This window comes from Pseudomonas sp. H1h, from assembly GCF_000633255.1.
In the GTDB taxonomy this organism is placed as follows: Bacteria; Pseudomonadota; Gammaproteobacteria; order Pseudomonadales; family Pseudomonadaceae; genus Aquipseudomonas.
This window is the reverse complement of record NZ_AYMJ01000011.1, coordinates 88,587-111,229: the sequence shown is the minus strand read 5'-3', so window position 1 is coordinate 111,229 and position 22,643 is coordinate 88,587. Positions and strand designations below refer to the sequence as shown.

Annotated in this window: 15 protein-coding genes and 2 pseudogenes; 1 reads left to right on the top strand and 16 read right to left on the bottom strand. The window is 62.1% G+C overall.

The genetic code is table 11. The features are described from left to right. Nucleotides 1-82: 82 nt before the first annotated feature. The 11 genes and pseudogenes from U862_RS0108445 to U862_RS31425 all read right to left on the bottom strand — a co-directional run. The gene (locus tag U862_RS0108445; protein ID WP_025109991.1) at nucleotides 83-403 is read right to left on the bottom strand and encodes a DUF2934 domain-containing protein; all 321 of its coding nucleotides are present in this window, start codon (nucleotides 401-403) and stop codon (nucleotides 83-85) included. Nucleotides 404-430: 27 nt separating this feature from the next. Next, entirely contained in the window at nucleotides 431-3,199 is a 2,769-nt protein-coding gene (locus U862_RS0108440; RefSeq protein ID WP_025109990.1) for a malto-oligosyltrehalose synthase, read from the bottom strand. Beyond that, the gene (malQ, locus tag U862_RS0108435) at nucleotides 3,196-5,274 is read right to left on the bottom strand and encodes a 4-alpha-glucanotransferase (RefSeq protein ID WP_025109989.1); all 2,079 of its coding nucleotides are present in this window, start codon (nucleotides 5,272-5,274) and stop codon (nucleotides 3,196-3,198) included. The genes U862_RS0108440 and malQ overlap by 4 nt, the downstream gene beginning before the upstream one ends. After that, a complete protein-coding gene (gene treZ, locus U862_RS0108430) occupies nucleotides 5,271-7,073 on the bottom strand; it encodes a malto-oligosyltrehalose trehalohydrolase (RefSeq protein WP_025109988.1) in 1,803 nt (600 codons plus the stop codon). The genes malQ and treZ overlap by 4 nt, the downstream gene beginning before the upstream one ends. An 18-nt stretch (nucleotides 7,074-7,091) precedes the next feature. After that, nucleotides 7,092-8,678: a glycogen synthase GlgA gene (gene glgA, locus U862_RS0108425; protein ID WP_025109987.1), complete on the bottom strand. Its 1,587-nt coding sequence runs from the start codon at nucleotides 8,676-8,678 to the stop codon at nucleotides 7,092-7,094. A gap of 675 nt (nucleotides 8,679-9,353) precedes the next feature. Then, the gene (locus U862_RS0108420; RefSeq protein ID WP_025109986.1) at nucleotides 9,354-10,307 is read right to left on the bottom strand and encodes a D-2-hydroxyacid dehydrogenase family protein; all 954 of its coding nucleotides are present in this window, start codon (nucleotides 10,305-10,307) and stop codon (nucleotides 9,354-9,356) included. 13 nt (nucleotides 10,308-10,320) lie between these two features. After that, nucleotides 10,321-11,385: an alpha/beta fold hydrolase gene (locus U862_RS0108415; protein ID WP_025109985.1), complete on the bottom strand. Its 1,065-nt coding sequence runs from the start codon at nucleotides 11,383-11,385 to the stop codon at nucleotides 10,321-10,323. Between the two features lie 86 nt (nucleotides 11,386-11,471). Next, nucleotides 11,472-11,906, bottom strand: coding sequence for a YqaA family protein (locus U862_RS0108410; RefSeq protein WP_025109984.1), 435 nt, complete (start codon nucleotides 11,904-11,906; stop codon nucleotides 11,472-11,474). Then, the gene (locus U862_RS0108405) at nucleotides 11,906-12,352 is read right to left on the bottom strand and encodes a DUF411 domain-containing protein (RefSeq protein WP_025109983.1); all 447 of its coding nucleotides are present in this window, start codon (nucleotides 12,350-12,352) and stop codon (nucleotides 11,906-11,908) included. The genes U862_RS0108410 and U862_RS0108405 overlap by 1 nt, the downstream gene beginning before the upstream one ends. A gap of 234 nt (nucleotides 12,353-12,586) precedes the next feature. Continuing rightward, nucleotides 12,587-13,114 (bottom strand): annotated as a pseudogene (locus tag U862_RS31430) (methyl-accepting chemotaxis protein); the annotation flags it as partial. A gap of 333 nt (nucleotides 13,115-13,447) precedes the next feature. After that, a pseudogene (locus U862_RS31425) lies at nucleotides 13,448-14,578 on the bottom strand (cache domain-containing protein); the annotation flags it as partial. Nucleotides 14,579-14,959: 381 nt separating this feature from the next. Here U862_RS31425 and U862_RS0108395 point away from each other — a divergent pair. Beyond that, a complete protein-coding gene (locus U862_RS0108395) occupies nucleotides 14,960-15,487 on the top strand; it encodes a hypothetical protein (protein WP_025109981.1) in 528 nt (175 codons plus the stop codon). Between the two features lie 48 nt (nucleotides 15,488-15,535). Here the strand turns inward: U862_RS0108395 and U862_RS0108390 are convergent, their stop codons facing one another. Genes U862_RS0108390 through U862_RS0108370 form a run of 5 tightly spaced genes read right to left on the bottom strand, consistent with a single transcriptional unit; the run spans nucleotide 15,536 to nucleotide 22,599 of the window. Beyond that, nucleotides 15,536-16,462 carry a GNAT family N-acetyltransferase gene (locus U862_RS0108390; RefSeq protein ID WP_025109980.1) on the bottom strand — a complete coding sequence of 309 codons (927 nt, stop codon included), beginning with the start codon at nucleotides 16,460-16,462 and terminating at the stop codon, nucleotides 15,536-15,538. After that, on the bottom strand, nucleotides 16,462-17,751 hold the full coding sequence (locus U862_RS0108385) for a phenylacetate--CoA ligase family protein (RefSeq protein ID WP_025109979.1): 1,290 nt from the start codon (nucleotides 17,749-17,751) through the stop codon (nucleotides 16,462-16,464). The genes U862_RS0108390 and U862_RS0108385 overlap by 1 nt, the downstream gene beginning before the upstream one ends. 47 nt (nucleotides 17,752-17,798) lie before the next feature. Further along, nucleotides 17,799-20,201, bottom strand: coding sequence for an aldehyde dehydrogenase family protein (locus U862_RS0108380; protein ID WP_025109978.1), 2,403 nt, complete (start codon nucleotides 20,199-20,201; stop codon nucleotides 17,799-17,801). 1 nt (nucleotide 20,202) lies between these two features. Further along, a complete protein-coding gene (locus U862_RS0108375) occupies nucleotides 20,203-21,333 on the bottom strand; it encodes an acyl-protein synthase (protein ID WP_025109977.1) in 1,131 nt (376 codons plus the stop codon). Nucleotides 21,334-21,342: 9 nt separating this feature from the next. After that, nucleotides 21,343-22,599 carry an MdfA family multidrug efflux MFS transporter gene (locus tag U862_RS0108370; protein WP_025109976.1) on the bottom strand — a complete coding sequence of 419 codons (1,257 nt, stop codon included), beginning with the start codon at nucleotides 22,597-22,599 and terminating at the stop codon, nucleotides 21,343-21,345. Nucleotides 22,600-22,643: the final 44 nt, after the last annotated feature.

Below are 22,643 nucleotides of genomic sequence, written 5' to 3'. Positions count from 1 at the left end.
TTGTGTGTTTCTTGAGGACGAGTTGGCCCTCGGTGGCGAGCGAGCCCGCCACACGGTCATTCAGTTCAATAATCCGGGTGTGTCAGTTGGCCGGGGGCTTGCGTGGGGCCCGGGGCTTTTTCTCGGTGGCCTTTTCACCCGGTGGTACGACTTTGGCCGCACCGGCCGGCTTGGCTTTGGCTGCCGCCGGAGCCTTGGGCGTGGCCGCCGGGGCCTTGCCGTCAGTGCCTTTGCCGGCGGTCTTGCTGCCCGCCGCTTTCGGTGATTTCTTCGGCGCCAGGGCCTCGGCTTCAGCCAGTTTGCGCGCCATCTCCCAGTGCCGCGCTTCATGACCTTCAGGTTTACCTTCCGATTCCCAGATCTGATAGGCGAACTCGCGGATGCGTTTATCGTCGGTACTCATCGCAATGCTCCTGAACTGAACTCGTCGTTACGTAAAGTGTTGGATAAAGAGATTGACCGGGATATCCCCCAGCGCGGCGCTGACGTTCAGCTCCCTGTTTTTTGTGACTGCGCGGCTTTGAAAAAGTCCCTTCAGGTTTGTCTCAGAGGCGGCGAACGGTAAAACCACCCGCGTATCGCCCCAGCGCAGCGCATCGACTTGTGGCACGGCACTGTTTTCCAGCAGCGTCGCGCAGCGGATCGGCGCGATCACGATGGCGTACGTCCCCGCGTGTTCACGGGCAAACGCGAGCACGTTGTGCGCCTGGCTGCCCAGTACCTCCAGGGCCTGGTACGTGCCTCGCCGAAACAGCTCGGCGTGTTCGGCGCGCAGGCGCAATACCTGAGCGATCAACGCTTGTTTGATGCGCCCGTCACGCCAGTTCGCCAGCAAGTCCTCCAACGGCGGCTGCCGGTGCAAGGCTTGCTCGCGTGCGGCGTAATCCACCGGCCGGCGGTTGTCCGGATCGACCAGGCTGAAATCCCAGAACTCGTTGCCCTGATACAGATCCGGCACCCCCGGCACGGTCATGCGCAGCAAGGTTTGCGCCAAGCCGTTGAGCGCGCCGGCAGCGGCGATGCTGTTGACGGTCTTGCTCAGTGCGGCGCGCAGCAGTTCGCCCTCTTCACCGGTGAGCAGACGCTGAGTGAACGTCTGTGCGGCGTTTTCATAGGCTTCGTTGGGCGCGCTCCAACTGCTTTGCAACTTGGCTTCGCGCAGGGCTTTCTGCTGCCACTGCCCGATGCGCTCGGCGTAGTCGGCGAAACCCTGGCGATCATCATCGCGCAACTGCAGCGGCCAACTGCCGAGCAGTGCCTGATAGAGGATCAGTTCATCACCGGACGACGGCACCTGGTCATCGTCACGCAGCGGCCGGGCGAGGGCGCGCCACAACTCGACCTGTTCGGCGTACCAATGGCTGCGTTCGCTGAGTACCGCCAGCCGCGCCCGGGTGTCCTCGCCGCGTTTGTGGTCGTGGGTGGCAGTCGCCAGCAGGTTGTCGGGGAACGTCTCCAGTCGTTGTTGATTGACGGCATGAAAATCACTGACCGGTGCGCTGAACTGCTCGGTGTTGTAGCCGACGTCATTGCGCGACAGCAGCACCGCCGAGCGATACAGCGCGGTGTCTTCCACAGCCTTGGCCGCTGCCGGTGAGGTCAGTTGCTGGAAGCGTACGCAGGCGTGCTTGAGGATCTTGCGCGAGCGCCCGTGCGGTTTGTTGCGCCACGGCGTGCCACCGAGCCAGGCCGCCACGCAGTCGAGCACCGGCCAGTCGCCTTCGCCCAACGTCTGACGGGCACCGTCCATGGCCTGCTGGAAAAACCGTTCATCCTGCGCCGAGCGGCCCAGCGCGCTGATGTAAGTGCGATAGACCGGGAAGTGCACGATCAGCGCCTGCAACACCCGGCGGATTGCGCCGAGGGTCAGGTCGCGGGTCATCAAGTCGTCTCGCGCCACTTGCAGCAATGCCTGGGCGACGCTTTCGCAATCGCTGGCCAGCGAGCCGTTGAGGATCTGCTGGCGCGCCAGTTGTGCTTCTTCGATGAACGCTGCCGGGCGCTCGGTGCGCCGCTGCCACAGGTCGCCGAGCACGTATTCGCCGTCGGGATTGTGTTGCAGCAGTGCCAGTTGATTCATGAATTCGTAGCCGGTGCTGCCATCCACCGCCCAATCGCGGCGCAGGGTTTCGCCGGCGCCGAGAATCTTCTCGACGTAGATCGGCAGATGCCGGCCCGGTGCGAGCAGGTCAAGGCGCCGACGCAGCTTGCGGCAGTAACCGCGCGGGTCGGCGAGGCCGTCAATGTGGTCGATGCGCAAACCGTCGACCAGGCCTTCGGCGATCAACTGGAAGATCTTGCCGTGGGTCGCTTCGAACACGGCCGGGCGTTCGACACGCAGGCCACCGAGTTCGTTGATGTCGAAAAAACGCCGCCAGTTGATGTCATCGGCAGCGGTGCGCCAACTGGCCAGACGGTAGCTCTGGCGTTCCAGCAACTGATGCAGCTTGTGAAAGCCTGCCTCGGTGGTGGAGTCGTAGTGCGTCAGGTTGTGTTCGATGGCTTGGAGGATCTGCGGGTCGCTTGCCAGCTCGCGCAATTCTGCCTTGAGCGGCATCGCCAGCGAGTGGGCGTCGGTCTGGTAACTGAGGGTACTGAAACGATCGGCCAGGGATTTCAGTGCTTCGACCGGTTTGAGCAACTCACCGTAGTCATTCGGGCAGATCGGGAAGTGATGCTCGTAGTGCTCGACGTGAAAGCGCCCTTGCTGCGCATCGAAGTGCAGTTTCAACGTGCCTTCCTGCAGGGCGATGCCGTAATCGCTGCCGAGAAACGGCAGCAGCAATTGGCCCTCCATCAACGGGTCCGGCGAGTGCCACTGGATGTCGAAGAACTCGCCATAAGGGCTTAGCCGACCCCACTCCAGCAGGTCGAGCCACCACGGATTGTCACCGCCGCCGACCGCCATGTGGTTGGAAACGATGTCAAGGATCAGCCCCATGCCGTGTTCGCGCAGGGTGCTGACCAGCCGCCGCAGCGCCGGCTCGCCGCCGAGTTCCGGGTTGACCTGAGTCGGATCGACCACGTCGTAACCGTGCATCGAGCCGGCCCGGGCCGCGAGCAGAGGCGAGGCGTAGAGGTGGCTGATGCCGAGGCTGGCAAAGTACGGCACCAGTGGCACCGCCTGCTCCAAAGTGAAGCCCTTGTGAAATTGCAGGCGCAGAGTCGCGCGCAATGGCTGGATGAGCGTCTGGTTCATTGGTCACGCTCGGCAGCCTGCAGGCGGGCGCAGGCCAGCAGTTCCAGGCGACGGGCCGCATCGACGCCATCGAGCAAGGCTTCGCTGTTGCCGGGCAATCGTCGCGACCAGTTCGGGTGGCTGTCGATGGTGCCGGGCAGGTTGGCCTGTTCATCGATGCCCAACGCATCTTCCAGAGGCAGCAACACCAACGGCGCGCGGGTATGGCCGAGGAAACGCACGCTGGCGTCCACCACCTGATCGGCTTCGTGGGACTCTTCGCGAAAGTTCTGCGGGTCCTGGCTCAGTGCGCTGCGCAAGCCTTCGCGCTCACGTTGGCGATAACGGCGCCATTCGATTTCACCGTTGCCGTCGACGAAACCCAAACGCGAATTCCAGTCGATGTCGCGACCATGCCACCAGCCGTTGAGCGTTGGCAGGTCGTGGGTGCTGGTGGTCGCCAGGGCGTTGTCCGGCCAGTCGAGAATCGGTTTGAAACGGGTGTTGTCCTGTTCGAACAGCAGCACGCGCATGCCGAGTATCGAGCGGGCGCTGAGCTTTTCCCGCAAGCCGTCGGGCACGGTGCCGAGGTCTTCGCCGAGGACGATGGCCTGATGGCGATGGGATTCGAGGGTCAGCAACCGCAGCAGATCGTCCACCGGGTAATACAGGTACGCGCCGTCCGCCGGTGCGGCGCCGTTGGGGATCACCCACAGGCGCTGCAGGCCCATCACGTGATCGATGCGCAGCCCGCCGGCATGGGCGAAGTTGGCCCGGAGCATGTCGATGAAGGCACGAAAACCGTTGCGGATCAGGCCTTCGGGAGAAAACGCGGAAATCCCCCAGCCCTGACCGGAGCGGTTGAGAATGTCCGGTGGCGCGCCGACGGTGAGCGAGGCGAGCAACTCGTCCTGAAAACTCCAGGCCTGACTGCCGGCACCGTCAGCACCGACAGCGAGGTCGGCGATCAGGCCGATGCCCATGCCGGCGCTGCGTGCGGCGGTTTGCGCACGCTCCAGGCAACGGTGGATCAGCCATTGGCAGAAGGCGAAGTAACCGATGCGCTCGGCGTACTCCTCGGCAAACGCTTCGAGGGCGGCACCGCGTGGGTCGTGCCAGTGTTCGGGCCACTCGCGCCAGTCAAGGCTCTCGCCACGGGCGGCGCGCATCTCCTGAATCGCCTCGAAGCGGCAGTGGTTTTCCAGTGCTTCGCCGCCGCTGTGGCGGAAACTGGCGAAGTCCGGATGCAATGGATGCTCGCCGGCGACGAAACCGTCGTACAAGGCTTGCAGCAGTTTCTGTTTGGCGTCGGCCGCCGTCGGCCAATCGATGAGTTTAAGGTCTTCCAGCTGCTGGAATTGCTCGGCCAGACCACTGGACTCGATCGCATCACGCAGCGCCCGTTCACCGAGGATTGCCCCAGGGGCAGCATAGAGGGAGTTGAGGAACAGACGGCTGGACGGCGAATAAGGGCTGTAGCGCCCGGTGTCGGCACTGAACATCGCGTGCAGCGGGCTGATCGCCAGCGCTTCGGCACCGCGCTCACCGGCGACCCGCGCCAGTTCTTCCAGCGCTTGAGTGTCGCCGAAGCCGCCATCGCCGGGGCGGCGCAGACCATACAGTTGCACGCTCAGGCCCCAGACGCGGGGGATCGGGTTGTCCACGGCATCACCAACGCTGAAGCAACGCTGCGGCGCCACGGCCAGAGTGAAATATTGATCGCCGATGTGCACCTGTTGATAGCCGACCGGGATCAGCCCGGGCAGTACGGCCTCGGCGTCGAGTTTGAGGTTCAGCCGCGAGCCGTCTTCGAGGTGGATTTCGCACGGGGTTTGCGCTTCGAAATAGCGCGCCAGGTCCACGCCGACGCCCACGTCTGCAGTCAGCAGCGGCGGCAAGTGGCGGTCCTGCTGCACTTGTTGCAGTTGCAGCAGGCTGGCGTCGATTTCCTGAGCGGTATTGGCCGGATGGCCCAGCCCGGTGAGGACATTGCGCAGCACCGCCGGGGCGACTTTCTGCGGGCGGCCATTGGCGTCGATCCAGTCGACGGCGAGGCCGGCTCTGCTGGCCAGAATTTCCAGTTGCGCATCGCTCATAGGCGCTCTCCATCCAGAGGTTGCAAAGGGGTTGCGGCCGTGAGGCTGACAAGCGCGCAATACGCGGGCAGTTGGCCCGGTTCCGACAGGGCAACGGCCGGCGGCTGCTGAAACAGCCACACGGCGTCGGTCTGTGCAGGGTTGACCACTGGCGTATCGCTGAGGTTCAGGTCAATTCGCAGCTCACTGCCATCGCCCAAGCGCCAGCGCGCACTGACCGCGCCATGGCCGAGCAGATGCGCGCCGAGCGCCTGGGTGCCGGACAGATTCGGGATGATGTAGCGATGGCGCAGTTGCAGCAGTTGCCGGTACAGCGCGAGGGTTTGTTGCTGTTTCGCACTGCCGTTGCCAATCAACCGCGGCTGTGAGGCGTGGAAGGTCTGTTCGGCGTTGGGGTCGGGAATCTGCTCACGCTTGTGCGGATCGGTGAACGCGCTGAACGCCGCGAATTCATTGCGCCGGCCTTCTCGCACCTGTTCCGCCAGTTCGCCGTGATGGCTGGTGAAAAACAGGAAAGGCTGTTCAGCCGCGTACTCGTCACCCATGAACATCAGCGGAATCATCGGAGACAGCAGCAACAGCACGGTTGCTGCCTGCAAGGCACGCGGGTCGGTCAGTTGATGCAGGCGCTCGCCGAAAGCCCGGTTGCCGATCTGGTCGTGGTTTTGCAGGAACAGCACGAACGCGGTCGAGGGCAGATGCTCGCTGGGCTCGCCACGCGGTTCACCGTGGCGGGTGATATGGCCCTGGAACACGAAGCCCTGGCTCAGGCAACGGACCAGTTGTTCGGTGGGTTGGGCGGCATAGTCGGCGTAATAGGCATCGGTTTCGCCGGTCAGCAGCACGTGCAGGGCGTTGTGCCCGTCATCGTTCCACTGCGCGTCGTAGTCGTATTCCAGCAGGCTGGACTGGTTGAGTTCGTTTTCCACGGTCAGCCAGACGTGACGGGTCGGATCGACCTGCTGGCGGATGCGCTGCGCCAGTTCCGGGAGGAAATCCGGGCTTTCAATTGCGTGAACCGCGTCCAGACGCAGCCCATCGAAGCGGTATTCCAGTAACCACATCAGCGCGTTTTCGATGAAGAAATCCCGCACTTCACGCTGGCGGAAGTCGATGGCGGCGCCCCACGGCGTGTGTTTGTCTTCGCGAAAGAAGCCTTTGGCGTAACGGTTGAGGTAATTGCCATCGGGGCCGAAGTGGTTGTAAACCACGTCGAGAATCACCGCCAGACCATGGCCGTGGGCGCTGTCGATCAAATGTTTGAGTTGTTCCGGCGTGCCATAGGATGCTTGCGGTGCGAAGGGCAATACGCCGTCGTAGCCCCAGTTTCGACTGCCGGGAAACTGCGCCAGCGGCATCAGCTCGATGGCGGTAATCCCCAGTTCGACCAGGCGCGACAGGTGCTGCTCGACTTCAGCAAAGCCACCGAGTGCGCCAACGTGCAGCTCGTAAATCACCGCTTCGCTCCACGGCCGACCTTGCCAGGCGGTGTGGCGCCAGCGGTACGCCAGTGGATCGACCACCACGCTGGGGCGGTCAATGTCACCGTCCTGGGCGCGGGAGGCCGGGTCGGGCACCTCCAGTTCGCCGTCGATGTTGTAGCGGTAGCGAGTGCCCGCCGGGCACCGGGTCTTGATCACGAACCAGCCATCGCCCTGCGGCAACATCGGTAGGGACTGGCCGTTTTCGAGCTCGACACTGACGTAAAACGCATCCGGCGCCCACAGCGCAAATTGAGTGTGTTCGGCGTCCTGCATGATCGCGCCGTGGGGCCAGTTTTCTTGGGTCCGTAACGGCATCGTGGAAAACTCCCTGAGTTATTTGTGGCCGGCTTTACCCAGCGCCTTGGCGACCAGTTGTTCGTAGAGTTCGGCGTAGGGTTCGACCGCTTTGCACCAGTTGAACGGCGCGGCCATCGCGCGGCAACGCATGGCATTGAGCAGTTCGGGGAAGGCAAACACCTTGAACGCACGGCTCAGGGCTTCGCGGTAGCTGTCGGCGGTGGACTCGTTGAAGAGGAAGCCTGTGACGCCGTTCTCGATGGTGTCGGCCAGCCCGCCGGTGTTGCGCGCCACCGGCAGCGAACCGAAGCGCTGCGCGTACATCTGGCTCAAGCCGCATGGTTCATAACGCGACGGCATCAGCAGAAAATCGCTGCCGGCAAACATGCGCCGGGCGTCGGTTTCATTGAAGCCGATGCGCACGCCGATCTGCCCCGGGAAGCGCAGCGCCAGCTCACGCATGGCCTGTTCTTCTTCCGGCTCGCCGCGACCGATGATTGCGATCTGGCCGCCGTTCTGCACGATGTACTCGGACACTGCCTGCGTCAGGTCCAGACCCTTTTGATAGACCAGACGTGAGACCACGGCGAACAGCGGGCCTTGCGAGTCTTTCAAGCCGAACAGTTCACGCACGTGGGCTGCGTTGATCGCTTTGCCTTCCCAGTCGCCAATGGCGAATGGCGCGAACAGGTGCGGGTCGGTGGCCGCGTCCCAGCTCTCGTCGATGCCGTTGGGGATGCCACTGAGCAAGCCTTGCTGGGTCTTGGCGGCGAGAAAACCGTCGAGGCCGCAGCCGAAATCCGGGGTGGTGATTTCTTGCGCATAGGTCGCGCTAACCGTGGTGATGTGGCTCGAATAGGCCATGCCGGCCTTGAGGAACGACATCTTGCCGTAGAACTCCATGCCTTCCTGTTGCAGGGCGTGGGTCGGGATACCCAGTTCCGGGCACGAACCAAGGCTGGTCACGCCTTGATAAGCGAGGTTGTGAATGGTGAACAGGGTTGGCGTGCGCTGCCCGCGCCAGTGCATATAGGCCGGCGCCAGGCCCGCCGGCCAGTCGTGGGCGTGCACCAGATCCGGGCACCAGTGAATTTGCGCCAGGTTGGCGGCGATGTCGGCAGCCGCCAGACCCAGACGGGCGAAACGAATATGGTTGTCCGGCCAGTCGCGACCGTTGTTGGCGCCGTAAGGCGAGCCTTCCCGCTCATACAGTTCAGGGCAGATCAGCACGTAGATCACCAGCCCGTCCGGCATGTCCATGCGGCCGATCTTGCACGGTGGCAGCGCGGCGTGCCCACCGAGTTCGCCGATGATGTGGATCGGGTTTTCGCTGTGCATCACCTGCGGGTAACCGGGGATCAATACCCGCACATCGTGCAGATGTGCCATGGCGCGGGGCAGGGCGGCGGAAACGTCACCCAGACCGCCGGTCTTCACCAGGTCGGCGATTTCCGAGGTCACGAACAACACTTTCTTTTTGTTGGGATTCTGGCTGGCGACCGGCGTCAGCGTTTTGGTGCCCGGGACGTTGATCGACCGGCTGCCGGGAAGGCTCACGCTGCTCGATTCGCCAACGGCCTGCTGAGCACGCTCTCCCTGAATATCCAATGCCGCACTGATCATATGAATCTCCCGTCTCGTTGATCTGATTCTTGTCTTGAACAAGCGATGTCCTTGGCCAAGTCCTGTGGCCGGGCGCAAACGCGCCACGCATCGGTGAGCAAACGCTACCCAACACGCGCAAGCAGAATGGGTGGAGGGGGCGCTGCAAGGATTGCACCAGTCGCGTTGCCCCTGTGTTTCAGATGACCCGTCGCTTCGCGCAAAAGTTTCGACTTTTTTTCCGCACTGTGACCGGCAGGTCGAGCCCCGCGAAAATCAGTCTAGGCCAGATCCTAGAGCGGGCCAGAGCAAATGGGTAAATTGTTCGACAATCGGTTTGCAGGCAGCGAAAGTCGTGGTGCGCCGGGGCGCACGCACCGACGAAGTGCAGGTTTTTTTGCTGGAGAGGGCCAAAACGGTGACTGGCCGGTCACGCTTTTGTGCTAGCGAGAAGGGAGGGTGCACTGTTGTGGTGCGGGCAGTTTGTTGATGGGGTGTTTGTGAGGGACTCTTCGCGAGCAGGCTCGCTCCCACAGGGAACGGCGTACACCGATCAAATGTGGGGTCGGGCTCTCACATGAGCAATGCATTTCAAAAAGGTGGGAGCAGGCTCTCACAGGAGGATGCAGTCCAAAAGGTGGGAGCGGGCTTGCTCGCGAAGGCGTCAGTCGGTTCACCGCCCTCCAAAAATGGCGATCAGTTCAACAGGCGAACCGGACTCCCCGCCGCCCAGCCCTGAATATCCTCGATCATCTGCGAAAAGAACTGCGTGTAGTTCTGTCGGCTGACATAGCCCACATGCGGCGTGGCCAGCACGTTGTCCAGAGTGCGAAACGGGTGTAGCGCCGGCAACGGTTCCTGATCGAACACATCCAGCGCGGCCCCGGCGATGCGTTGTTTCTGCAGGGCCTTGATCAGGGCCGCTTCATCGACAATCGGCCCGCGGGCGGTGTTGACCAGCAGCGCCGTCGGCTTCATCCAGCCCAGCGCCTGCGCATCGACCAGCCCGCGACTGCGCTCGCTGAGCACCAGATGCACCGACAGCACATCAGCCTGTTCGAACAATGCCTGCTTGCTGACGTAAATCACGCCGGCCTGCTGCGCGCGCTCGGCGGTAAGGTTCTCGCTCCAGGCGATCACGCGCATGCCGAACACCTGGCCGAATTGCGCGACCTTCTGGCCGATGCTGCCAAGGCCGAGGATGCCCAGCGTCTTGCCGTGCAGGTCACCGCCCAGCCCTTGCTGCCAGCCACCGGCGCGCAGGGAGTTGGCTTCGTTCACCAGATTGCGCGTGGCGGCCATGATCAGCGCCCAGGTCAGTTCCGGCGCGGCGTGCTTGTAGCTGTCAGTGCCACAGACCTTGATCCCGAGGCTGGCGGCCGCCTGCAGGTCCAGAGCCGCATTGCGCATGCCGCCGGTGACCAATAGCTTGAGGTTGGGCAGGCGCTGGAGCAGGTCTTGGTCGAAGCGTGTGCGCTCGCGCATCACGCAGATCACCTGGTACCGGCCCAGGCGCTCGGCCAGGGTGGCGTTGTCAGCCGGGTAATCATGCTCAAACGTCACGTCGCCAATGCTGTCGAGCACCGACCAGTCGGCCACATCCCGTGCCACATCCTGCCAGTCATCAATCACTGCAATCTGCACCGCCATCTGCCTTACCTCATCAACGAACGGGATTGGTATTGTTCAGCCAGCCCAGCAAGGCTTGGTGAAACTTTGCCGGCTCTTCCATTTGCGGCGCGTGGCCCATGCCGGGGAATTCCACCAGCGTCGACTGGGGGATCAGCTTGGCGACCTGCTTGCCGAGTACGTCATAGTGGCCGATTTTCGCCTTGACCTCTGGAGAGGCGAGGTCCTTGCCGATGGCGGTGGTGTCGGACGTGCCGATCAGCAACAGGGTCGGCATCTTCAGGTCCTTGAACTCGTAGTACACCGGCTGGGTGAAGATCATGTCGTAGATCAGTGCCGAGTTCCACGCCACCTGGGTTTTGCCCGGGCCATTGCTCAGGCCGGCGAGCATGTCGACCCAACGGTCGAATTCCGGTTTCCAGCGGCCGTCGTAATAGGTGTTGCGTTCGTAGTCGCGAATGCCTTGGGCAGTGACTTTGAGTTCGCGTTGATACCACTGGTCGACGGTGCGGTAGGGCACGCCGAGCGCCTTCCAGTCTTCCAGGCCGATCGGGTTGACCAGTGCCAGTTGTTCGACCTGATCCGGGAACAGCAAGGCGTAGCGGGTGGCGAGCATGCCGCCGGTGGAGTGGCCGAGCAGGGTGGCTTTCTGAATGCCCAGTGCCTTGAGCAATTGCTGGGTGTTGGTCGCCAGTTGCTGGAAGCTGTACTGATAGTGCTCGGGTTTGCTGGAGGTGCAGAAGCCGATCTGATCCGGTGCGACGACCCGGTAACCGGCCTCGCTCAGGGCCTTGATCGAACTGTCCCAGGTGGCGGCGCAAAAATTCTTGCCGTGCATCAACACCACGGTGCGGCCGTTGGCCTTGCCGTGGGCGGCGACGTCCATGTAACCCATCTGCAAGGAGTTACCCTGGGACTGAAAGGCAAAGTGTTTGAGCGTGTAGGGGTATTGAAAGCCTTGCAACTGCGGGCCATAGGTCGGGCCATCGTTAGCGGCAGCACCGGGCGCTGCTTCAGTGGGTTCGGCGGCATGGGCAAACAGCGGCAGCGCAGCAGTCAGGAACAGGCCGGGCAGCCAGCGGGATAGCGTGACGGACATGAGGGCAAACTCCATTGAAATCGGCCGATGCTGGAACACCTGGATTAGGGCGACGTTAACCACAGGCAACGGCAACGGCGGAATGTTCAACCGAGCCAGCCCAGTGTCAGCATCGCCACCACGGCATAACGCGCGCCCTTGGCGAAGGTGACGATCAACAGAAAGCGCCCGGGCGGCTCACGCATGACCCCGGCGATCAGGGTCAGCGGATCGCCAATGACCGGCACCCAGCTCAGTAACAGCGACCAATGCCCATATCGCTCATAGTGTTTGCGCGCAGTGGCCATGTGCTTGGGGCTGACAGGGAACCAGCGTCGATCCTGAAAGCGTTCAATGCCGCGTCCCAGCCACCAGTTGACCAGCGACCCCAGCACGTTGCCCAGCGTCGCCACGCCCAGCAGCCCCCACAGCCAGTAGCGGTCGCTGGCGATCAGGCCGACCAGCAGCGCTTCGGACTGTAGTGGCAGTAGTGTTGCGGCACCGAACGCCGCCGCGAACAGTCCGACGTAACCGGCGGCCATCAGTGGGCCGGGTAGTCCGCCACCACCACATCCGTGCCGTCCTTCTTCAGGCCGATCACTTGGTAGGCATCGCTCATGCCGTCCATTTCCATGCCCGGCGAGCCCATCGGCATGCCCGGTGCGGCCACGCCCAGCAGGTCGTCACGCTTGCTCAGGGCCAGCACTTGTTCCGCCGGCACATGGCCCTCGACGAACTTGCCGTTGATCAGCGCGGTATGGCACGAACCCAGGCGCGGAGGCACGCCGTGTTGCTGCTTGAAGCTGCTCATATCGGATTCAACGTGATCCTGGACTTTGAAGCCGTTGGCTTCGAGGTGGCTGATCCACTTTTTGCAGCAGCCACAATTGGCATCACGATGCACTTCGATCGGGATCAGATCGGCAGCCTGGGCCAGGGAGGACAGGAGCAGGGCGCTCAGGGCGGCCAGTCGCAAGGAGGTTCGCATGATGAGGTCTCGGCTGGAATGAGGGTCAAAAAGGAATGCATTTTGACCGGTTTATCCTGCCCGGCATCAGCGGAGTGTTTCAAGTTGATACAAAGCACCCGCTGTGGGCGCGAGCCTGCTCGCGAATGCGGTCTTGCAGCCAACACGTTTGTCGACTGACACACCGCTGCCGCGCGCAGGCTCGCTCCCACATTGGTTATCTGATTGGCAGAAAACCAATGTGGGACGCAGGAATCAACGTACCTTGAACCGCCCCATGATCGCGCTGACCCGGCTGTTGGCTTCCAGCAACTGGCGGGTGTTGAGTTCGCTGGCCTGGCCGCTGTGCACCAGTTCTTCCACCATGTGGCGGATCTGCACCATGCTGCGGTTGATCTCTTCGGTCACCGCACTTTGCTGTTCGGCGGCGGTGGCGATCTGGGTGCTGAGGCTGTTGATGTGGCTGACCGAACCGGCCATTTCGTCGAGCCCCGAGTTGACGCGCGCTGTGGCGTCGGCGGCGGACTGGCAACTGGCCTGGGTATTTTCCATGGCGCTGACCGACGAACTCACGCCTTGGGTCAGGCGGGTGAGCATTTCGTTGATCTCCGAGGTGCTGGCCTGGGTGCGGGCGGCGAGGGCGCGCACTTCATCGGCAACCACCGCAAAACCGCGCCCTTGTTCACCGGCACGGGCGGCTTCAATGGCAGCGTTGAGCGCCAGCAGGTTGGTTTGCCCGGCGATTGCGCCGATCACCCCGAGAATCTCGGTGATGCGCTGCGCGTCCTGCTGCATGTTTTCGACTTTCTGAGTGGCACTGGCCACTTCACCGATCAAGGCCACCACGCTGTTGGTCGCTTCGCCCACCACCACCCGCGAGCGGTCGGCATTTTCGTTGGCACGTTGGGTGAAGGCTGCGGTTTCGGCGGCGTTCTGCGCCACGCTGTCGGCGGTCGAGCTCATTTCGGTGATGGCGGTGACGGTCTGATCGGTTTCCGAAGCATGGCGCAACAGGATCTGGCTGGTGTGCGCCGACGTCCGCTGCAGGTCGTCGAGGCTCGTGGCCATGGCGCCGGTGGCCTGGGTCACTTCACCGATCATGTTTTGCAGGTAGGCGATGAAGGTGTTGACCGAATGGCCGATGGCCCCAAGCTCATCTTCGGCACGGATGGTGATGCGCCGGGTCAGGTCGGCATCGCCACTGGACAGCAAGTCGATGTTGGCTTTCAGCGCTTTCATCCGCGAAACCAGTTGGCGGATCGCGTAGACCTGCAACAGCACCAGCAGGATCACCAGCGGAATCTGCAACAGGCTCAGGCTGCTGAGCACATCGTCGCGCTGGGCGGTGAGCATTTTGGTCGGCAGGGCCGTGGCGAGGAACCACGGCGTACCTTCGATCGGGCGCATGAAGAAGGTGCTGGCCTCGCCGTTATTGTCGAACTCCACACGTTGCGCCTGATCACGATTCTGCAGGCCGGCCTTGACCTGGCTGGCAAAGGTCGAGCCGGCGGCCAGTTCGTTGATGTTCTTGAGCACGATCGGCCCGCTGATGCGCGAGCTGTTGCTGATGATCTTGCCGTCGGCCTCGACGATCAGCATTTCGGCGTTCAGGTCTTTTTCCTTGCGCGCCACCAGGTCGTTAAAGAAACCCAGGGTGACGTCGATGGTCGATACGCCCCAGGCCGCACCGTTTTTCTGGATTGCCATGGCGCAGTTGGTGCGCGGTTCGGCGCTGGCGTCGTCTTTATAGGCGGCAGCCCAGGCGCACTGGCCGCGTGGGGTCTGCATGCCGCCCTTGTACCAGCTCTGGTCGTAGTAATTGGGCGCCGCGTCGCTGTTCCAGAAGGTGTTCACCGCCAGTTTGCCCGAGGCATCGCGGTGCCAGAAGGTACTGAATTTGTTGCGCCCGGCCTCACGCTGGCCCGGCAGCGGCCAGATCCCGCCACCAAACACTTTCAGCTCGCCGTACTGGTCGACAAGTCCCGGCAACACGGTGTCGATGGCCGCGCTGTCGAGCAGGGGAATGGTCTGGGTGATGCTGCGTTGCTGCGCCTGCACTTTGTTCAGTTCGCCCTGAATCTGCTCGGCAACTTCGGCGATGCGATTGAGCACGACCTGCTCTTCGGTATGGCGCAGCTTGGGCGCGACCAGTTGGCTGATTCCAGCCACGGTCAATACCGACAGCAGCAGGATGAACAGAACCAGAAATAGCGTGTAGCGAGCCTGAATGGTGCGAAATGCGGGCATGGATACCGGTCCTTGATCTGCGATTTTTTATTGTGGCGTCGGGGGAAAAACGGCGGGGGTACACCAGCGTATCGTCGGCGAGCGGGGAAGCTTTAGGTACTTTCGTACAAGAACGCACACGGCAGGCCAAAGGTGCGTATCGGCCTTGATACAAATAAGTTGAGCGCCGTGTGCAAGCGCGCAAAAAAACCTCGACGAGGTTCGCCCAACCGGCATAAACGCCCGAGATAGCGCTTCTGTGGCGATTTGTATCTAGAATGTACAAAAATTGTAAGCGACTGCACTAAAAGGGTTGGTGCCACTAGTTGGCCGGTAGATACTTCCCGGCATTCGAGTGGTCCATCAAGGACATTTCATGGTTTTTTCACAGGGAGTCTTCTCATGACGATCGGCATTGTCGGCGGCTGGGAGAGCAAGGCAGGGGTGCTGGTTCGCAATACGGGCGCGAAAAAGCAGGTGGCTCAGAGCGTCAAGGTGCAGCAGATGCTGTCTCTGGTCGGCAACGATCCGAACGCGCTGAACACTGCAGAAATGGACAAGCAGGGTCTGCGCAAGAATCTCAAGGGTTTCGATCCGGCGAACACCTCTGTAAAGCAATTGGGCAACCTGAGTGCGTTCCTGCGTGGCCGTGGGCTGATCTCTGAAATCACCTCCTTCACGTTGCTCAATGCTGGCGACAAGTTCGACCGGTTCGGCGTGACCAAAGACGTTGATGCCAAATTCAACGCGCTGGAGTACTTCGCGACCCAGCTCGACGCCATCCAGAGCAATGGCCTCAATGGCAACGCTTACGGCAAAAACCTGATCCCCGAGTACAAGAAGGCGATCTACGTGCTGCAGAACCTGAAAACCTACGGTGAAGGCAACGCGCCCAAGCCTGTGGATCAAGGCGTTAAGGCCAAGGCTTAAGCCGACCCTCTGCGGCCCGTCCACTCTGTGGACGGGCCGTTTTCATGTCTACTGCGGTTTGATTTCACTGGTCTGTCGGATTTGTTCCTGCAGGCGTTGCATGTGCGAGCAGTGCAACGTCAGCGCGGGTTGCTGATAGCCGCGATGAAACAGTGCCAGCCAGCCTTCGCTGCGGTCATCGGGGGCGATCCCGGTGAAGATGAAACCCACGGCAGCCAGTTTGTGCAATGCGCTGGCAAACCCCTCGGCGAGTCTGAGCCGAAGCGAAATCAGCCACTGCGCCGGCAGTTGACCCAATTGCCGGAACAGGTCGTCCTCGAGTGCCTTCAACACCATGTCATAACGCCCCGATGCATATTCGAAATGCACCTTCGGGCCTTTCCAGGGTGCAGCGTTGTCTGTGGTGCCAAACGCTGTTTCCAGGTGCAGCATCAACTCGCGACAGGCCTCTGGCCAGACCAGCTTCGGCAATGGACGTCGATAGCCGTCGATGCAGCAGTGGCCGACAATGATCGTCTCCCGCCCCGGTCCACCAAAGGGCGTGGGCACGTAGTCCGGCAACAACCCGCAACTGTGAAAGCCGAGACCGGCGGCCATGCGCTGCGTGTACGGGTGATGCGTCACCTGTTTGATCGTGACGCCCCGGCAATCAAGTGCCTGAGCATGAATCAGCAACTGCTGGCCCAAAAGTGTGGCGATGTTCTGCCCGCGAGTCTCGGGGTGTACCACGCTCAACGCCAGTTCTGCCGTCAGTGAATGGCTGGCCGCCTGGCGAAACAACGTGGCGTGCCCGCAGATTTTGTCGTTCATCAGCGCCACTAACGAGTGCCAGCGACCTTCGCAGTGGTTTTGGCTGATCATCCAGGGCAGATAGACGTGCGGTTGCACATAATGGTCGCCGTAGACTTCCCGGAACAGGCAGTTGACCGCCGCTGCATCGTCGATCCGATAGCGGCGCAAGGTTACCGTATCCATCATCCTTGCCTCAGGCACGGGGTGCCATATTCGCGCCGGTCGACGACCCGCTGCCGCTTGCCGGAGCGCGGATGACACGCCAGTTCGTCGTTAGCGCAGTCGATCACGTGCAGGTCGAGCAGATGTTCGGCGTGCAGCTGCTCGATCAAAGGGTATTGGTCAATCAGCGCGCGGCGCAGCCTTGTGGTCGTCAGGGCGATCTCAGACGTTTGCTTGCCCGGTACCCAACGCAGACTCAGCAGGTCTTTCTTTCCCTGTTGCTCGATGAGCAGTTGCCAGTCATCACTGGTACCGTGGGCGCGGACCAACTCGTCGATATCCCCCGTGTCCAGACTCAAAACGCCTACCCGCACACGCTGGCTGTGCATGCTGCGGCCTGCCAGGGCAAATTTGCGCAGGGGTGTCCCGGCGGGTTCGCGCCAGCAGGCCAGGTCCCCGACCGGGTAGCGAATCACTGGCATCAGACGCCGCGTCAGGTTGGTCAGCACCAGTTGGCCATTGCGATTGCACTCTTCGATGATGTCCCCGGTCACTTCATCGATGATCTCCAGCACACTGTGGGTTGCCAGCATTCGGTGTTCGCCGAGGACGCAATCGCGGGTGCTGATGCCGATCAGCCCTGCATCGACGCTGGCGTAGCCGATGGAGGCGATGCGGGCGTTCGGGAACACCCGGCCGAGCAATTGCAGTTGCGCGGGGAACAAGCTCTCACCGCCATAGAGCAGCGTTTCGACACCCTCCAGTGTCCGTGACTGACGCTCAAGCCAGGCGGCGAACGTCAGCAGTTGGGCGGGTATGCCCGCCAGTACGTTGATGCGATAGGCAACGATCGAGTCGGCCAGTACACCGCTGTTGACCTCCCCAGTAAACGGAAACTCGCAGACGGGTGTCTCGACATGGGCCAGCGCATCGTGGACGAAGATGAAACTCGCATACAGGTCGCCGACGAAAAACAGGTTGGCAACCCGGTCGCCGGAGTTCAGTTGTGCCGTGAGGTGGCGGCCGAAATCGCGCACCAGGGTTTGCCATTCCGCGCGGGTGAATAGCGACAGTTTGCCGGCGCCGGTGGTGCCCCCGGTCTTGAAGATCAGCGCATCGTGCAGGGGGCCGGTCAGTACCGGCCATTGGTCTGGGCGCTGGCTGTCGCGCCAGTAATGCGCAGGGTCGATCAAGGGCAGTTCGGCCAATGCGCTGATGGGTGTTGCGACGTGCTGGAAGTGCTCGCGCCAATAATCGGAATGCTGGCGGGCGAAGTTGAGCAGGGTGGTCAATTCAACGGTTGTGTTCATGATCGTTTCTTATAAAAGGGCGGAGGGCCGCGTGCAGGTGCCTGCGGTCAGCGGCGCTGGTCAATCAGCAGCGGTGTCTTGCCGCTGTGCCTGTTGCGCAAGAACTGCTCGACGGCACATTGCTCGACGTCCACGGTGAGCAGGCCGGTCTGCACCAACGATGTCAGCTTCGGGTACGCCTGCAGTTGTCGATCGGTCTCTTGCGGTGCCTGAGGGCTGCGCAAACGCATGCGCTCCAGGCCCTCGGGTCCGTGATCGAGGATCAGTTGAAAGGGCGCTTGCAGGTGCTGCGCCAGCGTCGTCAACGAAATGAAGTCGGTGCCGATGCGCAGCAACTTGCCGTGGCGCCCCAGCAGTTCGAAACGCGGCGAAGGCAGGCCGCATTCACACGGGCCAGGCAGCCAGCGCCCGCTGTCACCGAGGTCATAACGCCGCACGGAGTGGCCCTGACGTGCCCGAGAAGTCACCAGCAGACGACCGGATTCGCCGTCACTGACGGGGTCGTCATGATCAAAATCGACGATTTCCAAGTGCTGGATGTCGCTCATCAGGTGAAAGACGCCATCAGGCGTGGCGTGACAGGCGTGACCCAGAGGGCCTGCATCGACGCTGCCGTAAAGCGCTGAACGAATCAGGCCGACGCCGCAGCTTTGCAGCAACTCACGGGTGTGCTCACTCAGGTGTTCGCCGCCGAGAAAGACTTTGCTGATGGCGCCGTAGCGGCGCAGTGTCGGTTGCTCGTTGAGGAACAGTCGGTGCAGGGTGCCGGGCATGCCGATCAGCACGGTGATCTGCTGTTCGACGATGATTTGCGCAATCTCGCGGTAATCGTCATCCGCCGGTGCGCCCATCGGCCAATGTCTGGCCTCGAGTTGTTCCAGCACTTTACTGAAACTGGAAAAACCGCCGTATAGACCACCGCTGAAGAACAGGTTCATGACCCTGTCCTGCGCCGGGTCCAGGCCTGCTGCAAACAGGCCGTCGGCAGCGGCACGCATCTGGCGCTGGAAATCGTCGTGGCTGAAGCCCGAAAGGACCGGTGCGCCGCTGCTGCCCCCGGAACGAAAATACAGCTGCGCCGCCGGATCGGGCGGCTGATCGGCAAAGGTCTGCTTGTCCATGATCGATACGTCACAAAGCGCAGGCGGCGCAGGCTGGCGATCAAGCGTGGCATGGCTCGACAGCATGCCCGGCGGCAGACTGACCGATATCCTTCGGCTCAGGCGTTGCAGGGCGTAGACACCGTCATGCGGTTCGCCGTCGTAGCCATCGTGGATCGCGCCGATCGGGGCAATGCGGGTGACACCGGCGGCAATCAGCGTCCGTGCCAGTTCGCCGACCTGCGTCGGTGCACACACCAAGGCACAGCTCTGCAACACGTTGCGCCAGGGTAGCAGCGTGCCGGCAAGCAGTTCGCGGGGGACGGGCTTGAGCAGCAGGCTGCGAAACAGCGCAGAGGGTTCAAGCTGGCGGTCGTGGCTCCAGATCACTCGCCAGCCCCGCGCATTCCAGACCCGACCGGTTTGCCCGGTAAAACTCTGCGCCAGCCGCGCCATCGCCATACTGGTGATGATCTGCGAAGCTTCCTCAGGCGTCGGGGTGAGGGCTGGCCATTGTCCGGCGCGGCGTTCGAACGCCTCGGCCAGTTGCGTGCCAATGCCTTCCATAACGGCCGGCTCGTCACTGTCCACCAGCAGCCATTGCGGACTGGAACAGGCTTGCTGATCAAGGCGACAAACCTCATCGACGATGGCATCAAGCACTGCCGGCGAAAGCGTATCCGGGGTCAGATAGGCGAAACTGATACGGTGGCCCCAATCGATCCAGCGGCAGCCTGGCGCAAGCTGCTGGCGGATCGCGTGCAATGCACGCTCGCCACCCCAGGCCGCGACACCGTTGGCGTGTTTGCACAGTTGGCCGATTTGTCCGGTGGTCGTCGGCAGCACCGCTACGTAGCCGGCGAGTTGCCCGCTCGGATCGCATTCGAGCAGCGCCTGGAGCAATTGCGCGGTGAAGCCGCCGTCGCTGCTGCTGGGGCGCAACCAGTTGACGTTACCGCTCAACAGGCTCTCCAGCACCGCACAGAATGCCAGCAATGGAGCATTGGCCGGGGTGATGTGCACCACCAGACCCAGCGGGCTCCAGCGCTCGAAGCGTGACTGGCGATAGTCGATGCGGCGTAGCGAATCGGGTTGCCGACCGAGCTCGCGATCAAGCTTGGCCTGCAGCGCGGCAGGCTGGCAGAAATCGATCAGTGCCTGACGTTGCCCGGCATCGAGCGCCGACACCGACGTCTGATGCTGCAGGCGTTCGGCGAAGGCTTCGGTGGCCGCCAGCAGCGTGCTGGTTTCAAGCGGTGTCTGCAGCCGCTGGGGTAGTTCCAGGTGCAGTTGCTGCAAAACGCTGTCGAGGTTGCCGTCGCTGCGCAGTTGTCCATTGATCAAGAACATGTCAGTGCCTCCCCAGCAATTCGGAGGCGGCCATTGCGCAGCTCCTGGCGGCTGTGGTGCCGGCGCGGCCATGCAGTTCGAACCAGTCGCTGAGCAGTCCGCAGTCACAACGTGTGCCAGGGTGCAACGTAGCAAGGTCGTTCATGACCACAGCGTGCGCCGGACTTGAGGATATGTACGGTGAGACCAGACTCAGCAAACCCCGCTGTCCATAGGGCAAAACGGAAAAATCCAGCGCGCTGCGCACGTAGACTTTTGAATAGACCGGCACATGAAAGTGGTGGTGAGCGCATTCGATGTAAGGCACCGCATGCTCGACCGCACCATAGCCATCGCGACAGTCTTGGGCGTCGATGCCCAGTTGTTGCTGGATCCGCGCGTACAGCTGTTGTTTGGGAACCTCCTCGGTGGCACGGGTTTTCCAGCCACCGCCGAAAAATGCCAGTGAGCCCGCCGGCAGTTGCAGATCCGCCACACCGGTGGCGCGCATGCGTTGCAGGGTTTCCCAGAGAAACGCCGGGAAGCCGAATATGCGTACCGGCAGGCCTTCTTCGGCAAACGCCTGCAAGGCTGAGATCACACCGAACAGATCAAACTGATGCCCGTCGCCATTGGTGCGCAGCGCATACACCAGCCGATTGACGGGGGCAAAGCGACACAGGAATTGATCGGTGAAGGAGGTGCCCAAGGTGATTGTTTGCTCTGGTTCGTAACTTAGCAGCAGGTAATTGCAGGGCGTAAGCGGAGTGATCCAGCCGTACTGCGCGAAAATTCGTTCGACCATGTACTGCGCGGACCCGAGGCTGCGCGTGTCGTAGCGCATGCGGCTCTTCTGCCCGCTGGTGCCAGAGGAGGTCAGTTCCAGTGCGTCTTCCCCCGTGGGACTTAGCAACAAGTGCTGCTTGAAGAAGCTGGCGAAAATCGGTGGCAGTTGCGCCCAGTCGTCCAGTGTGTCCAGCGCATCGATATCGATGGAGTGGGCGCTCAACCAATGGCCGTAACCGGGCGTATGGCTCGCATGGAACCGAGTGATTTCAGCCATGGCCTGATTGAACAGCCCCGCGGGTACGGAAGCCGGGCAATAGGGGTGCGGCAACGCGCATAACGCATCGCTGTGGGGGAATCGAGTCATCGAATATCCTTATTGATGGGTGTTTGGCGCGGCGGGCGCCGCAGGGTTGTTGCGCAGCAAGCAGTGGAGCAGGGGCAGGCACAGCAGACCGCCGAGGGCCGCCCACAGGGAGAAGGACTGGAGGCTCTCGCCGCCGCCAATGAGCGCAATCGATGATCCGCCGGCGCCCATCACGGCAATCGACAGCATGCCGATCATTGCCGAGACCAGACCTTTGCCTTCATCGCTGGAAAACAGTGCCAGCCGGTACAGCGCAGCGTTGCTCATGCCCAGCCCGAGCGCGTACGCAGCAAGACCGGCAACTGTCCATACCAGAGACGCTGATAACAGGGCTGCGGCGATCAGCATCAGCAAGCCGAAGCAGAACGGCCATAACGACAGGCCGATCACCCGCAATAGCGTGTGCGTGGTCAGCAATCGATCCAGCAGCAGATTGCCGATGATCACCGCCGAGAACACCGGGATCTGCCACAGGCCATATTCCAGCGCAGACAATTCCAGGCGCTGCATCAGCAGCACCGGGGCCAGCCCGATCCAGGCAATCAGGGGCAAACTCATCAAGCCCAGCGCCAGGCTGCTGCCGACGAATCGGCGATTGCGCAGCAGTACGAGATAACGGCGGCGCAGTTGCCTGAACGAGAACGCTGCAGGTGCCTGTCGTTGCCCGTCGCGCCGCACCACTCCGATGGTTTCCGGCATCCAGGCCAACAGACCGAGCCAGACCACGGCGCTCGCCGCCCCCAGGCCAAGAAACAGCTGCCGCCAGTTCAGCCATTCCAGCAACAAGCTGCCGAGCAACGGCCCGAGCAGTGGTGACAACAGCGCCACGTTGCCCAGCAAGGCCATGAGCCGCACCGCGTCGGCTTCGCAGAACACCTCCTGCAACGTCGGATAGCTGACGGCAACCACGAAGCCCAGGCCCATGCCTTGAATCAGGCGCAACGCGTTGAACGCTTCAATGCGCTGCGTCATGACCGCAGCGCCGCACGCCAGGCCGAACAGCGCACAGCCGAGCAACAACAAGCGCCGTCTGCCGTAACGGTCGGAGAGGGGGCCGATCAGCCACTGCAGGCAGATGCCGCCGATCAGGTACAAATTGAAGGCGTTGGGCACGTGCCGGGTATCGGCGTTGAATTCGTCGGTCACCATCAGCATGGCGGGCATGATCATGTCGCTCGCCATGTACGTGATCAATTCAAAAGCGGTAATGGCCAGGCAGAATCCTATTATCTGCACCGGTCTCATTACGATCAAAGTTCTCTGCATGACATCCCTGTTCCATTGATCGAGAAAGTCCGCAGAGACTAGAG

Coding starts and splice junctions, on each gene's coding strand:
- U862_RS0108420 (WP_025109986.1), bottom strand. CDS start 10,307: ATGGCGGTGCAGATTGCAGTGATTGATGACTGGCAGGATGTGGCACGG.
- U862_RS0108375 (WP_025109977.1), bottom strand. CDS start 21,333: ATGACTCGATTCCCCCACAGCGATGCGTTATGCGCGTTGCCGCACCCC.
- U862_RS0108410 (WP_025109984.1), bottom strand. CDS start 11,906: ATGGCCGCCGGTTACGTCGGACTGTTCGCGGCGGCGTTCGGTGCCGCA.
- malQ (WP_025109989.1), bottom strand. CDS start 5,274: ATGAGCGATGCGCAACTGGAAATTCTGGCCAGCAGAGCCGGCCTCGCC.
- U862_RS0108405 (WP_025109983.1), bottom strand. CDS start 12,352: ATGCGAACCTCCTTGCGACTGGCCGCCCTGAGCGCCCTGCTCCTGTCC.
- U862_RS0108380 (WP_025109978.1), bottom strand. CDS start 20,201: ATGTTCTTGATCAATGGACAACTGCGCAGCGACGGCAACCTCGACAGC.
- U862_RS0108370 (WP_025109976.1), bottom strand. CDS start 22,599: ATGCAGAGAACTTTGATCGTAATGAGACCGGTGCAGATAATAGGATTC.
- U862_RS0108415 (WP_025109985.1), bottom strand. CDS start 11,385: ATGTCCGTCACGCTATCCCGCTGGCTGCCCGGCCTGTTCCTGACTGCT.
- U862_RS0108385 (WP_025109979.1), bottom strand. CDS start 17,751: ATGAACACAACCGTTGAATTGACCACCCTGCTCAACTTCGCCCGCCAG.
- treZ (WP_025109988.1), bottom strand. CDS start 7,073: ATGCCGTTACGGACCCAAGAAAACTGGCCCCACGGCGCGATCATGCAG.
- U862_RS0108445 (WP_025109991.1), bottom strand. CDS start 403: ATGAGTACCGACGATAAACGCATCCGCGAGTTCGCCTATCAGATCTGG.
- glgA (WP_025109987.1), bottom strand. CDS start 8,678: ATGATCAGTGCGGCATTGGATATTCAGGGAGAGCGTGCTCAGCAGGCC.
- U862_RS0108395 (WP_025109981.1), top strand. CDS start 14,960: ATGACGATCGGCATTGTCGGCGGCTGGGAGAGCAAGGCAGGGGTGCTG.
- U862_RS0108440 (WP_025109990.1), bottom strand. CDS start 3,199: ATGAACCAGACGCTCATCCAGCCATTGCGCGCGACTCTGCGCCTGCAA.
- U862_RS0108390 (WP_025109980.1), bottom strand. CDS start 16,462: ATGGATACGGTAACCTTGCGCCGCTATCGGATCGACGATGCAGCGGCG.